We start from the raw sequence: 14,076 nt of genomic DNA on the forward strand, positions 1-14,076 counted from the left end.
TTTTATTTTTCCTTAGAGTTTTTCTTTTCTTTATCTTTCACCTTTACAGGTTTACAAACCTGCGATTTTTTTTTCACCTGCGAACCACACTTTTCGCAGACAAACTGTGCTTCTTTTTTTTTGACCAGCGAAGAACCTTTTAAACAACTCATATATTTTTCCTAGTAAATAATTTGCTATAGGCCAACTTGCTATTGTATATACGATTTAAAGTTAATCAAAAATGTCAAGAATAGCAAGAGCTCGGGTGCAAATGAAAGACACGAGACATGATCGACACAGAAGCAACTCCTAGAGAATTAAAACCGACCCGCTTGGCGGCGATTGATATCGGCACCAATTCGATCCGTTGTATTGTCGTCGAAGTTGATCAACAGGGCCATTTCCGTGTCCTTGATGATGAAAAGGCCATGGTCCGACTGGGGGAAGGGTTAACCAATACAGGTTTTATCTCCGAACCAGCCAGAGATCGTGCCATAGACGCTTTACAGCGGATGACCAAAATCAGTCTTGGCCTTGGAGCAGAGATAGCGGCCGTCGTCGCAACCAGTGCGGTCCGTAAAGCCCTCAACCGCAATCAATTCTTACGGAGCGTAAAAACAGCCACCGGGCTTGAAATCGATGTCATTCCCGGCACAGAGGAAGCTGAATTAGCCAGCTTGAGCGTCCATCATAACTTTGCCATGGAACAGCAACGTTACGGGATGGCTGATATCGGTGGTGGCAGCGTTGAAATCGTCATCGCAACCGGACGCCACACTGAGACAATCATCTCTCTGGAACTGGGAGCGGTATTTTTAACCGAAAAGTTTCTCCACAGCGACCCCCTTGAACCTGCGGAACTCAAACAACTGCGCAAGTATATTCGTAAAAAACTTAAAAAAGCGGGTATTGGTGAAGGACTTCCCGTCTCCTGTCTGATCGGCTCCGGTGGCACCATGACCAACATCGGCAGCATGGTTATGGCCATGCGCGGTGAACAGTATGAATCGGTACACCGCTACGAAGTCTTACATTCTGAAATCATCCACCTGCTCTCCATGTTATGCCGTAAAAGACATAAAGAGAGATTGCAGATCCCCGGATTAAATCCGCAACGGGCCGATATTATTCTTGCCGGAATGATTTTGACTGATGAGTTGATGCGACGTTGCCGCACCAACCAATTGCGCATCAATGGTCAGGGAATCCGTGAAGGATTGATTCTGCAAGCGATGCAAAAACGCGGTTTAATATCAGCGTCTGAACAACCTCGGGATTGGCGTAACTCAATCCTCGAATTTGCCAGTTCATGCCGCTTCGACAAATTACATTCTCTGCAGGTCAATCAACTGGCACAAAAAATCTTGCCCGCTGTCATCCCGGAACATCACCGTAACCAGCGGCATGCCGAACTACTTGAAGCTGCAGCGTTACTTCACGATATTGGTTATTTTATCAGTTATGATCGCCACCATAAACATTCCTACCATTTGATCCGTCACGCCAACCTGTTTGGCTTTACTCCGCGAGAACGGGAAATCATTGCCAATCTGGCTCGCTATCACCGCAAAGGCAAACCGAAAAAGAATCATGATAATTTTGCCGCCCTCGCCCCTGAAGATCAAAAGCTGGTGCGTGAAATCGGTGGAATCCTCCGCCTCGCCGATGGGCTGGACAGGCGGCGCAATGGTCAGGTGACCGATATTATTTGCCAACGACAAGGCCATACGGTTGCCTTAACACTACTGGGTCAAGGGGATCTTTCGGTTGAAAGTTATGGCGCACAAAGCAAGGGAGACCTGTTTGAAGCGGCATTCGGGGTTAAATTAAGTGTAACCACCAGAGAGACCGCATGAAACATCTGACCCTGATTCGCCACGCAAAGTCAGACTGGTCTGAGGCAGCCCTGGTGGACTTTGACCGTCCGCTGAATGCAAGAGGCAAAAAAGCGGCATTCATCATGGGGCAACGCATGGCCAAAGCCGGTCTGAGCCCGGACCTGGTTATCAGCAGTCCGGCTAAGCGGGCACGCTCTACTGCCAAGTTGTTAGCCCGCGAGATTGCGCTGCCCAAGACGGCAATAAGCTATCAGACAGAGATTTATGCCGCGTCATTAACAACCTTGCAACAGATCATCAGCAGCTTCCCCGACGTCGCCCATATCGCTCTGATCGGCCACAATCCCGCCCTGACTAACCTGGCAAAATGGCTCAACCCTCAGGCTCCGGACTGGCTGCCGACCTGTGCGGTTATAAACTTCCAGCTTGCTATCGCCCGATGGGAAAACATTTCTACAGGATGTGGTACGATTCTATTTTATGGCGACCCGAAAAACTCGACTTAAAGATGATGGAGGTGAGAGATGGGACATAAAGAGACCAAGAAAACTCCAGCGCAAGAACAGAGAAAATTTCACCGTCAACAGCACTGCCGCAATACCCCCCTGAAAACAATCAAGAAAAAAGATTACGAACAAGCCCTGGAAAAACTCCAGATTGAACTGGTCAAACTGCAAGAGTGGATTCGCTACAAAAAGCTGAAAGTCGTGGTCATTTTTGAAGGGCGCGATGCTGCCGGAAAAGGGGGCGCCATAAAACGGATCACCGAATGTCTCAGCCCCAGAATTGCACGCGTTGTTGCCCTACCAGCGCCGACAGAGCGGGAGCGAACCCAATGGTACTTTCAACGTTACATCCAACATCTCCCGGCCGGTGGAGAGATGGTGTTGTTTGATCGCAGTTGGTACAACCGGGCTGGTGTTGAAAGGGTCATGGGCTTTTGCAACAAAGAGGAATACCTTGAATTCATGCGCTCCTGTCCTGAATTTGAACGGATGTTAGTCCGCAGCGGAATCATTTTAATCAAATACTGGTTTTCCATCTGTAACGAAGAACAGGAACGGAGATTTCAAAAGCGCCTCGAGGAACCAACCAAACGGTGGAAACTCAGTCAGATGGATCTCGAATCCCGTTCACGCTGGGTGGAATATTCGATGGCCAAAGATGAGATGTTCTCCCACACCGACATCAAACAAGCGCCATGGTTCGTTGTTGACGGTGATGTGAAAAAACGGGCCAGATTAAATGTCATCTCCCATTTGCTGAGCATGATCAAATATGAGGATCTCACCCCCGCACCGATCGCCCTCCCGCCCCGCCCGGAAGAGATTGGTTATGTACGACCGCCATTGAATCAGCAGACATTCATCCCGGAAGTTTATTGATGGCTTTGTTGCTCCTCGTCAACCCCCTTGATGAGGGGCAACAAGACCTGCCCCGCAAACTGACATCCCCTGCTGAAAATCCCATAATCGCGGGACTCAGCACTATGAGTTTCATACCATTCCCTGCCATAACTTTTAGTTGTTATGCTTCAGAATAGCAGCAATCGCTGAAAGATAGAGAGCGAATCAAAATAAAAATGGGCTGATCACGGCTTGATTATTTTGTGCATCTAAGATATACAATGTATAGACGTTTACTATACAACATCGACAGAAAAGCAGAATAAAATGCAACCAAGCAGTTACTGGCGGCTCCATCAAAAAAGTTCTTTGCAAGAGATAGAAGCGTTGCTACCCCGAGACTATAGGTTACACACCCTGGACTCCGTGAACCAACAGTTAACCCTGCTCGACAGTTATGACTGGGACATCTGGCAAAGAGGCATGTTGCTGTTTCGCAACGGCAAACAAGAGTTACGCTTACTCCAACAAGATAATCGCTGTCTGGCGACCTGTGCCACAACGGAGGAACAACGTTTCTGGTGGCAATTACCCGCAGGAGAGCTGGCGAATAGACTCAAAGAGCTGGTCTCAGTCCGTGCCTTCACCCCGAAACATAAAGCCTTGTTGGTCACAGAACAGATTGTCGTCCGCAACGAAGACAGTAAAATCGTCGTTCGCACCACAAGGGTCCGGATAGAAACCCCGGAACAGACCGCCCAATTTCTAAAACTTACTCCACTGCAAGGTTATCAACGGGAATATCAGCAGACAATAACAGCTCTTGTGACTCTGAATTTGAAACCTGTGTCGGACTTCGGGTTGCAGTCGCTGTTGCAGGAAACAGGTTTAGAAGTCAACCCACCCCAGAGCAAAGCCATTTTCAAGCTACAAGCACAGGAAACAGCCGAGACAGCAGTCACCCGTATGGCCGCAACCATGATCCAATTGGCCCGGCAGCAGGAGCAAGGGATTATTGCCGATATTGATACTGAATTTGTCCACCATTATCGGGTCAACATACGCAAAACCCGTTCCCTGATCAGCCTGTTTAAAAAGACCCTCTCCGCGCAGCGCTTGCAACAGTTAAAAAGCAGCTTAAAAACCATTGCGAGCCAGACAAATGAACTCCGTGACCTCGATGTTTTTCTCCTCGATCAGGATTTCTATCGCCATCTGTTACCGCAGCATCTATGGCCCGGTCTGGAACAATTGTTCCACAGAATTAAGCGACGGCGTGTCCACGCTTTACAAAAGGTGGTCTGTCAGCTCAACAGCGATACTTACCTTGAGCAGCTTAATCATTTGTTTCTGACCCTGCAACAAGCGCCCGATTTACAGACCAAGCAGGCCCAGGCAGAGATCAAGCAATTGGCCGGCAAAAAAATTCTGGCACAATACCGACTCATCCAAGCGGATGGCAGAGGTATCGGAGCGGACACCCCGGATGACGCCATACATGAGCTCCGCATCGAGGGTAAAAAACTCCGTTACTTGCTGGAATTATTCAGAGAACTGTTTGCTAAAGAGACGATCCGGCGCTTGATCAAATATCTGAAGGGGCTGCAGGACAATCTCGGCAACTTTAATGATTATTCCGTACAGCAACAGTTTCTGCTCCAGTTTGCACAGGGGAAAAACATTTCAGCGGAACAACTGGCCAGTATCAACGGCTTAGCCGCAGTGCTCTACCATAAACAATCCGTTGAACGCGGGTTGGTTGTGCAGAATATCAACGAATTCATCAACCAGGAGGTCGAAAACCTGTTCCAGGAACTCTTCCATCCGGCCCCAGAAGGGATAAAACCGTGAAAATCATTGCTTGTTACAGTATGAAAGGCGGTGTCGGGAAGACCGCATCTGCGGTCAATATCGCCTATTGGGCAGCCAAGTCAGGCCTACGCACCCTACTCATTGATCTGGATCCGCAAGGGGCTTCTTCCTTTTATTTTCGAGTCAAATCTTCTCCTCAGAAAAACTGGAGTTCGCGCTTTTTTAAAGCCTACAGTCAACTCTTGAAACAGATCAAAGCCAGCGATTTTGATCAACTCGACATCATTCCTGCTCACCTCTCTTTTCGCCATTTTGACCTGTTATTACAACAGCTCAGCAAACGTCAAAAGCGTCTGCGGCAAGCGCTGAAAGGGTTAAAAAAAGAGTACGACCTGATCATCCTGGATTGCCCTCCGACGATCAGCAAGCTGGCGGAAAATATCTTTTATGCGGCAGATCTGGTTCTGGTTCCGGTCATACCCACCACATTATCAGAACGGACCTTCGATCAGTTAACCCAATTTTTTAAACACGAGAGCTATAGCCGGAAGAAACTTATCCCTTTTTTCACCATGGTAGACGCAAGAAAACAGCTCCATAAACAGACTGCCATTTCAATGCGCAAACGCTACAAACGGTTTTTACGCAACGCCATCCCTTTCTCGACAGACGTCGAAAAAATGGGGAAGTACCGGGCACCGATTGACACCTTTGCCCAGGACAAACAGGCCAACAAAGCATATTTGGCGCTATGGCAAGAAATCCAACAGGAGATACAGGCCCAGTGATGAAAAAACAGCTGGAAATCGAAAGAAAATTTGTCTTACACAGGCTGCCGGAAAAGCTGCTGAGCAATGCTCATGGTGATGAGATCAAACAAGGATATCTGCTGCGCGAGAACGGTCGAGAATTAAGAGTTCGCAAACGCAACGGTGAATACTGGATGACGGTAAAACAAGGAAGTGGCTTGTCTCGCAGCGAACAGGAGTGCCAGATCCCAGCGGAACAATTTGCCATGCTCTGGCCATTGACAGTCGGGCGACAGGTTGAAAAGACCCGCTATAGCATCAAACAAGGGGACCTCCTCTTTGAAATCGACCAGTTTAAAGAGAAACTGCAACCACTGATTCTTCTGGAGGTTGAATTCACAAACCTGGAAAAAAGCCAACTGTTTTCCGTGCCAACTTTTGTCAGCTGGGAAGTCACTGAAGACGAGAACTATAAAAACGCCACCCTGGCAACCGCTGGTTTGCCGGATTCTTTTGTAAAATCGCTGACATTTTCAGCACCCGGAGAAGGGACTCAATGAGCGAAGCTAAAAAAACTCGCAAAAAGAAAAAGAAAGATAGTCAACTGGTGATTCGGATTAACAGTGAGGAACGTGACCATTTTGTTTCTTTATGCGACGAACTCGACACCAGTGCAGCACGGGAAATCCGGCGCTTTATTAAAGGTTTCCTCGCCAGCAACAAAACAACAGATTAAACGACAACACACGGGAGGTCAGACAGTGTCCAACTCAATTCTGGAAGTGCGGGGAATCGGCCCTTCGACAGCGACAGCTCTCACCGAGAATGGCATCACAACAATTGCCGAGTTAGCCGCAAAAGATGTCGGTCAACTGGCTGCGATTAAAGGTTTCAGCGAAATCAGGGCAGCTCAAGTTATTACCGCCGCTAAAGCGCTGCTCACTGAAACGGCAGAACCAGTTGTCGCAAAACCCAGCTCAAAGAAGAAAGAAAAACCGCTGGAAGAGACGTCCAAAAAAGGAGATAAGAAAAAATCTAAAAAGTCCCAAAAGGCTAAACCCGAACCTAAAAAAGTTAAATCCAAGAAAAAAGGTAAAAAAAGTGACAAGGCGGTAAAGAAAAGCAAAAACAAAAGTAAAAGCAAAAAGAAAAAATAGGGGTCGGCCTGAAGTGGCACTAAGTTGTTGATTTGCCGCCTGTTTTACGACAGCAGGCGGCAATTCTCTGGGGATTAGCGCTTGCTGAAGTTAAGTCAGCAAAAATATTTTTCAGCATTAACACGCTACTCATAAAAGTTGCGTATTCTTCTGCCCAAACTTACGGAAGGATACAACGATGATTGCAGTGTTCATATTTTCAGTTCTTGTCATTATTATGACCTTTGGCCTCTATAACTATCGCTGGACAAGAGAGAAAGCCAATGCGTTATAGTGAAGGATATTCAAAGGCATACAAAATAGCACCGCCGCACCCTCTCTCCTCTCAATATCACTCGCATTGCAATAATGAGGACGGTGAGCAAGGCAATTGCAGTTGAAAACAACATCCAGGCAAATGATTGTCGATCAATTGCAAATGCCCACCCATCGCTTCAGCAAGAGAGCGTCCCATATAAAGCCCCAGACCGCTTCCAGAAGGTTTTTCCGACGTTGTCGTCCCTCGATAGAACTTAGCAAAGATCTGGTTGCGCTCCTCAGCGTCAATGCCCGGACCGTCATCCTGAATCTCAATGCAGACATGAGTGGCGTCTTTTTTCACAGAAATAACAATATTTCCGTCTAACATCGCATACTTGAGGGCATTGTCGAGCAAACTGGAAAGGATAATTTTCAAGCCGACAGGATGAAGATTAACGACCAGATCAGTGGCACAGAAGACATCGATATCACAGGATTTTTGCATTGCAGAGGCTTTAAACAGCTTGGTCACTTCAATTAACAACTCCGCTAAAACAACTCGCTCTCGATGTAATTGATCAGCATTGTTCTCCATATTTCGAACCAGCAGATAATTATCAGCCAAGGCACCAAGATATTGTGAACTGTCAACAATCTGTCCGGTTAGTTGATCTGCTTGTTCATGCAGCAAGTCGGTGGTCGAACTCTGCAGATGTTCAGCTATTCCTGAGATCAGGGTCAATTGATTGCGGAGTTCATGAAACAACACCTGCTGCCATTGATCCTGCAATTCTGACACATTTTGCAGCGAACTGAGATTCTGCGTCAATTGCAGATACTCTTGATGCTGCGCAATCAATTGCTGTGATTTGACGATAACTTCTTTAAGTGAATACGGCTTTGGCAGATACAGATCCGCTCCCAGATCATAGCCTTTAACGCGGTCCTCCGTTGCGCCAAGAGCGCTTAACATGATGATGGGTGTCTTTGCCAGGCGTTGATCATGATGCAAGCGGACCATCTTGCACACCTCCCAGCCATCCAGGAGTGGTAACATCAAATCCAGCAGAATCAGATCTGGGTTTTCCCGGCCAATCATCCGGCAGGCCTCCAGCCCATCATTGGCGACAAAAACCTCAAACCCCCGTCGAAGCAGATTAAACTCGAGGACTTCAGCCAGCTCAGCTTCATCTTCTACCACCAGGATCTTGCCCCGGTTCGGTGTCGCGAGCTGCAAAACCTGTGACGGCAGTTGTTCATCCTCTGCGGTAACTGTTGTTATTGCGACCTTATTGACCTGTCTCATCATACCCCCTTTTCTTTATACGCTGGCAAACTCCCGTCTTTTCCACGTTCGTCAGCTCACGACCGTTGAAGTAGTGACAACGCCGGTAATAACGCAGATCCTCCAGCCAGAGCTGAAAAAAGCGCCGATCGTTGCGCCACCGCTGCAACAATTGCAGGGGAGACTGCCGTAATCCCGTCAAGGGACTGAACAACTCAGAGGGGTCACGAAAGCACTCCCAATCACACTGACGACACTCTTTGCGATTCTCCACGGAATGAATATTCAGCGCAGAAAAGTCACCGAGATCTTCATCCCCCCGATAACCACAGGGGTAGGTGTGACCGTTCTGACTATCAATAAAGAAAAAATCAATGCCGCCACGACAGGGCGTCGAAAGCTCTGCATGGCCACGATACTGGTGTAATAATGTGTGGATGCTACAGCGGGGAGTAAAGATCCGAATCTTCTCCCGATGCACCGGAATACAATCACTAAGAGCCTGAAACAGATTGATCTTTTCAGCTCGGCTAAAATTGACGACCCGGTCGCTGGCGGTTGCGGCATAAACGGCTTGGTCAGAATCGGTTACCGCGTTGTACATGGGATAACAGACATTCGCAATGGTGAAACCGAGATTTTTAACAAAGCGATAGAACTGATCAAAGCCGGCATAGAAGAAATCGTAATCGAGATGATCATGATCCTTATCTGCCCCGTAAAAATTGCGGTTGATACCCAGATTTGCCGACAGGTAGAGTCCTCGCTCCGCAAAGATCGGCAGCGCTTTCTCTAACCCCTTGATCACCCCCGGTAAGCCGCGCATCTGCTCATGGGTGGCAACATCGGAAGAATCAATACTGACCCAGATATTGCGCAGAGGTGTTGCTGCTAACTGATCCGCGAGTTGCTCCATCCGGTCAGTAAAATCCGCCTGCCCGGAATTGCAAAAAAGAAACCCGTTGGTCCCGGTACGGATATATTCAATCCCGGATTGCCCTGCAACCTGCGCCAGATCACAGATTTGAGGCAAATGGAGAAAAGGTTCTCCACCAGTAAAAGAGAGCGCTTTTATCCCCTTTTGAGCGGCAGATCGGATCATCGCTGCGGTTTTATCCGTCTCCAGAGTCTTCCGGGGAAACTGATGACTGACCCGCATCCCACACTGAGGACAATGGGCGTTGCATTGATCGGTATATTGAATGATCAATTGTCCTGGAGCACGCCCCTGCAACAGCATCCGCATCAAGGCGACCGAGGTTTTCCCTAGCTGCCCCATAATTTTAGTGCACCATCATGTTAGAGGCCAGCTTGAGAATACGCTTTAGGGATGACTGGTGGCGATGACGATGTTGGAGGCAGTCATCCTGATGGTCGGGAGCAACCATCTGTTTGAGGATCACATCCCAACTGTAATTGCTGAGAATATGGTCACGGGCGCTTTGCCCCAGTTTCTGCCAGAGGCCTCCAGCTAGGGAAAAATCTTCAACCATCAGACTGATGCGCTCAACCCAGGATTGGACATCATCAACCGGAAGGACATAGCCGCTGCCACCATCAACAACAATTTCTTTCGGCCCACCGACGTTTGAGACCAGCGCCGGGAGCCCGCACGCCTGAGCTTCAAGAACCGCCATACCGAAGGTATCCGTCACACTGGGAAAAACAAACAAATCATGTTGATTGTAGAGCTGCGGTAAATCCGCATAAGCAACCCGTCCAAGAAAACGGACCTCTGCCAAGTGACGACACTGATCCTGTAACGATTGCAGATAAGGCCCCTCCCCGGCAAATGTCAGGCTGATACCAGGATAAAGGTCATGTAACCGGAGATAGACCTGCAGAAGAAAGTCAAGATTCTTGTCCTTGGAAATACGCCCGACATAAAGCAGTTTCGGTCGTTGAGAAGAGGCAGGTTGACTCCAGCGCTGTGGTTTGAAGTGTTCGGTGCGCAGACCTCGCTTAAAACGTTCCATGTGGCGGTAGCGATAACCGCGCTGTTTGAGCAGCTGAATATACTCGCTGCTTGGAACCAGCAGGGTATCAACCTGGTTGAAAAACCAGCGGCTGTATTGCTCAATCATATTTGATATGGCCGGTTCCGCAATAATCGCCTCTGACTCCATGGTGAAGTCGGTGTGATAAATCCCTTTAATCTCCGTCCCCAACATGCGCCCGATCAACAGCCCTAAAATCCCGACCGGCCCTGGGGTTGAGATATAGATTTCATCCGGATTGAACGTATAAATCTGCTTGAGCATGTGCAGCACAGACGGAACATTGATATCCAGATCTTCGTAATGGGGCAGTTGAAACGAATACAACGGCGGAACCACCAGCGTTGAAGATGGAATGTCGGTCTGCTGCTCCGGTGACAGGCTTGCCATGATATGGATATCATGCCCCTTCTCTTCAGCCAGTTTACCGACCGTCTGCAAAGTCATCGAAACCCCGTTCAAATCGGTCAAAGTGTCGGTCAACCAAAGAATTCGTTTCGGTTGAGGCGACACCTGTTTCCCCCATTTCCTTTCGAAGCTCTGAATCAACTCCCGTTCGCCGAACATGTGCTTGAAAGCGGAGAAAAAAGGAATTGACAGAAAAATTCCCGGAATACTGGATGAAAGCCCCTGAATAATCTGGATGATATCCATCTCTTCAATATTGGTATTAAGGGATGTCAGTAAGGAGCGGAAATATTGATCGGAGATATCACTGATACAATCATAAAGGAGCTCTAAGCGGGCATCGATATCATCTTCGTTGAGGGTGCGGCTGGTTTCAATCAGTTTGACAATATTCTGATAAATCGCGTTATTTTTCTGCGATTTCATTTTGTTCAACCGGAGTCGATCACGAATCCCGAGCTTTTTGTTTTCATTAAACAAATAACCGCTCAGGTCACTGATCGTTGAGCTGGCAAACGCGGTACTTTTATGTTGCGAGAAGTCAAAAGCAATCTTGTAAATCGCAAAAGTCAACCCCTGAAAATCATTCTGCCGCCCCTGTGGTTGCGTCTGTCCCAGCCTTAACTGCTGTAAGAATTCATCGGGAGTCTTGGCCTCGGCCTGGGTACTGGTTTTACCGATAAAAAAGCCGGCATGGTCATCAGAACCACCGGTTAATGCTTTTTTCCAGGGTTCAGCCCCCCAGGGTTCAATCAGGTGCTTCCGTTGCAGTCGCTCAATGTCAGCAGCTGTCAGCCCCAGAAGGACACGGGAAAGAACGTCATTATGCAGGGTGCTGCGACTGCCGTTACGCCCCTCAAAATTGTTAAAGAGCAGTATCAATTTCTCCAGATGTTCCAACCTGAGCTTACCGTTCACGGAATAGGTCGCGTGAGCGACAATGCAAGGCAAGTCCTGCTGTTTCAAGTAATCCCGGAGCTTATAAATATTCAGCCGTTTTTTTTGAATCTTGCTGAACTGTTCCCGATCCAGACCATAAATAAGGATATGCACCTTACAGTTATCCTCGGGGAAATAGGCCGTTGATTCGACCCCGGAAAAACAGTGCTGTGGATGTTTCTTCACTAACTCCAACGACGCCTTGATCCGATTATGGTCGGTCACAGTGACCAGATCCATCCCCCGCTTCCGAGCCAGTTTATAAATGGTTTCCGGCTCAGTATAAGATTCGGAAGCCCCTAACCGCTGTAAAAACCATTCCGATGGGTGATTGGAATACTTGGAGTGTACGTGTAAATCAACTTGCGCCATATTTATCTCCACATTGAGGGATTTGCTCCTATTATGGAACGTGGCGTTAGCGGTAGATGAGCAGTTTGTGAGGATTTTGTTTGCTTCAAGCGAACCACCCTAGGTAAGCCCCTTAAAACGTTGGCATTATCCAACAAAGCTTGACATCCAGGGTTTTATGAGCTTAGATATTGGCGGCAATTAATGCTCACCATCATATAAAAACCACCTCTGTTTGATATTAAAGACAAGATAAACTGTAACATTTAGCGCCATATCTCAGTGTGAGAGGGCAGAAAAAACCATCATAAGCGAGGGAGTCTCATGAAAAAAAGTGGGTTACTGGGTTTACTATTATTGATCACATTATTAACTTTCAGTGGTTGCGGGGGTGGTGGCAGCAGCAGTGGCAGCGATGGGGGATCTGCCGATGGGACTTCATCAGCGGTTGACTACCCTTATGGGATCGAATCGATGGGTTTTCCTTCCACACATTATGGCATTCCTAGAGTCATATCCATCGACTTTGACTACAACGACCAAGATCAGCTCATTGCAGCAACGGTTGCAGATCCCTACGATTCGAATGCATCAATAACAAATCATTATACCTTTGATCCAGACCTGCCATCGTTATTCTATCCTGTCGATTTAGATGGGGATTGGCTCATTCCGGATACGGTTTTATCCCCAAGTGCTGAAACTGCAAGCAACACCCCCACCCGTTTGCCTGGTGCCATCCTTGAAAGAGACGATAACTACGGCAGCATAAACTTTGTATACAGCTTCAGTTATGACTCTCAAGATCAGCTAACAAACGTCTCTGTCAAAAGTGAGGATCAGGGTAGCAGTGTCTTCACTTACAGCCATGATCAAGGGAAGCTGACGGCCATATCTAAGGAGAAATTCGATGAGGGCTCAAATCTCGTTGACGAAAAAAAAATAACATATACTTATACTGACGGTCATCTGACTAAGGAAGAAGAGTGGAACCTCAGTGAGACCCCAGAATATGTCGACGAAGAAAGCACGTATTCAAACGCCTTTGATACGGAGGGTCGGATTACAACAATAAGCACGGTCAAGAGTAGTCGGGATGATAACTCTAATGAACTCACCAAGGACGAGAAGACTATCCATATCTACACCTATAACGAAAACAATCGTCTTGCAACATACACAGAAGAAACTGTGTACAATGGCACCCCTTCCCCCGAAAAGTATGATTACACCTTCACATATGGGGAACAGGGTTATCTTACAAAATATCAAGGTAAACGTTATGTGTCTGATAATAGTGTGTTCTTAGACGATAATGGTGACCCCGTATCTACATGGAGCTACCCCGCAGATCCTGATAAGACCCTAACTCTCGAATTCACCTATGACGACAACCGTTTAATCGCTATTGATGGGGTAAGCACAAGTACGGATTCTGGTTCTACGACAACGATCGACCCCTATATAGAGGCAACATTCACATATGACGACAGTGACCGTTTGACTGTTTGGGATCTATTCAACCGTACAAGCAAGGAAAACGTTCACGGCACCCTCGCCTATAGTGATGATAACAATTCTGCCACGGGTGAGGTTGATATTCAGGAGTTGGATAATAATGGTGACCCAACAGGGCCCCCTACAACGCACACCATAAATTACTCTTTTGCTGCCGGTGCACCATCAACAACAGTAAATCTGTTAATAACTGATATTATCGATGACAATGATTTCGAAAATCCTTACACCGGTGAATTTGGAACCTACACAGAAGCCAACGTTGTTGTTCCTTACCCAGCATTGCTCGGTGCTGGAATCATGTTCCAGCCGACATATTAATCAGTCTCGTCTCCAATGATTATATGCCGAGATATAAAAAATCATTCCTAAACAATGGAGCATCCTGAAAAATGTTGGCTGCGGGGTTTGATATTATTGGGCCTGTAAAGTATTTTGTGTAAATGGGCCGCCG

Annotated in this window: 13 protein-coding genes; 9 read left to right on the forward strand and 4 right to left on the reverse strand. The window is 47.5% G+C overall.

Features of this window, described 5'->3' with window-relative positions; translation table 11 throughout:
- Nucleotides 1–2: 2 nt before the first annotated feature.
- A complete protein-coding gene (locus BLU87_RS17285; RefSeq protein WP_175498305.1) occupies nt 3–152 on the reverse strand; it encodes a hypothetical protein in 150 nt (49 codons plus the stop codon).
- Nucleotides 153–269: 117 nt separating this feature from the next.
- On the opposite strand from BLU87_RS17285, the gene BLU87_RS08220 reads away from it, so the two are divergent.
- The 8 genes from BLU87_RS08220 (at nt 270) to BLU87_RS08255 (ending at nt 6,884) form a co-directional block, all read left to right on the forward strand.
- The gene (locus BLU87_RS08220; RefSeq protein WP_092346612.1) at nt 270–1,838 is read left to right on the forward strand and encodes a Ppx/GppA phosphatase family protein; all 1,569 of its coding nucleotides are present in this window, start codon (nt 270–272) and stop codon (nt 1,836–1,838) included.
- A complete protein-coding gene (locus BLU87_RS08225) occupies nt 1,835–2,326 on the forward strand; it encodes a SixA phosphatase family protein (protein ID WP_092346614.1) in 492 nt (163 codons plus the stop codon). Before BLU87_RS08220 ends, BLU87_RS08225 begins: the two co-directional genes overlap by 4 nt.
- A gap of 18 nt (nt 2,327–2,344) precedes the next feature.
- Nucleotides 2,345–3,205, forward strand: a complete 861-nt coding sequence (ppk2, locus tag BLU87_RS08230; RefSeq protein WP_175498306.1) for a polyphosphate kinase 2 — start codon at nt 2,345–2,347, stop codon at nt 3,203–3,205.
- Between the two features lie 288 nt (nt 3,206–3,493).
- Nucleotides 3,494–5,017 carry a CHAD domain-containing protein gene (locus tag BLU87_RS08235; RefSeq protein WP_092346616.1) on the forward strand — a complete coding sequence of 508 codons (1,524 nt, stop codon included), beginning with the start codon at nt 3,494–3,496 and terminating at the stop codon, nt 5,015–5,017.
- On the forward strand, nt 5,014–5,766 hold the full coding sequence (locus tag BLU87_RS08240; protein WP_092346619.1) for a ParA family protein: 753 nt from the start codon (nt 5,014–5,016) through the stop codon (nt 5,764–5,766). Before BLU87_RS08235 ends, BLU87_RS08240 begins: the two co-directional genes overlap by 4 nt.
- Nucleotides 5,766–6,287 carry a CYTH domain-containing protein gene (locus tag BLU87_RS08245; protein ID WP_092346622.1) on the forward strand — a complete coding sequence of 174 codons (522 nt, stop codon included), beginning with the start codon at nt 5,766–5,768 and terminating at the stop codon, nt 6,285–6,287. Before BLU87_RS08240 ends, BLU87_RS08245 begins: the two co-directional genes overlap by 1 nt.
- Nucleotides 6,284–6,463 (forward strand): hypothetical protein, encoded by a 180-nt coding sequence (locus tag BLU87_RS08250; protein ID WP_092346625.1) that lies wholly within the window; start codon nt 6,284–6,286, stop codon nt 6,461–6,463. Before BLU87_RS08245 ends, BLU87_RS08250 begins: the two co-directional genes overlap by 4 nt.
- A gap of 25 nt (nt 6,464–6,488) precedes the next feature.
- Nucleotides 6,489–6,884: a helix-hairpin-helix domain-containing protein gene (locus BLU87_RS08255; protein WP_175498307.1), complete on the forward strand. Its 396-nt coding sequence runs from the start codon at nt 6,489–6,491 to the stop codon at nt 6,882–6,884.
- 331 nt (nt 6,885–7,215) lie between these two features.
- Here the strand turns inward: BLU87_RS08255 and BLU87_RS08260 are convergent, their stop codons facing one another.
- From BLU87_RS08260 to BLU87_RS08270, 3 genes are read right to left on the reverse strand one after another with little or no spacing between them, the layout of a single operon-like run.
- Entirely contained in the window at nt 7,216–8,433 is a 1,218-nt protein-coding gene (locus BLU87_RS08260) for a hybrid sensor histidine kinase/response regulator (RefSeq protein ID WP_092346631.1), read from the reverse strand.
- Nucleotides 8,414–9,688, reverse strand: coding sequence for a radical SAM protein (locus tag BLU87_RS08265; protein WP_092346634.1), 1,275 nt, complete (start codon nt 9,686–9,688; stop codon nt 8,414–8,416). The genes BLU87_RS08260 and BLU87_RS08265 overlap by 20 nt, the downstream gene beginning before the upstream one ends.
- 4 nt (nt 9,689–9,692) lie before the next feature.
- Complete coding sequence (locus BLU87_RS08270; RefSeq protein WP_092346638.1) at nt 9,693–12,125, reverse strand: glycosyltransferase; 2,433 nt, start codon at nt 12,123–12,125, stop codon at nt 9,693–9,695.
- 303 nt (nt 12,126–12,428) lie between these two features.
- On the opposite strand from BLU87_RS08270, the gene BLU87_RS08275 reads away from it, so the two are divergent.
- Entirely contained in the window at nt 12,429–13,943 is a 1,515-nt protein-coding gene (locus tag BLU87_RS08275; protein ID WP_092346641.1) for a hypothetical protein, read from the forward strand.
- Nucleotides 13,944–14,076 lie beyond the last annotated feature (133 nt).

The sequence above is a fragment of the Desulfuromusa kysingii genome, from assembly GCF_900107645.1.
GTDB classification, from domain to species: domain Bacteria; phylum Desulfobacterota; class Desulfuromonadia; order Desulfuromonadales; family Geopsychrobacteraceae; genus Desulfuromusa; species Desulfuromusa kysingii.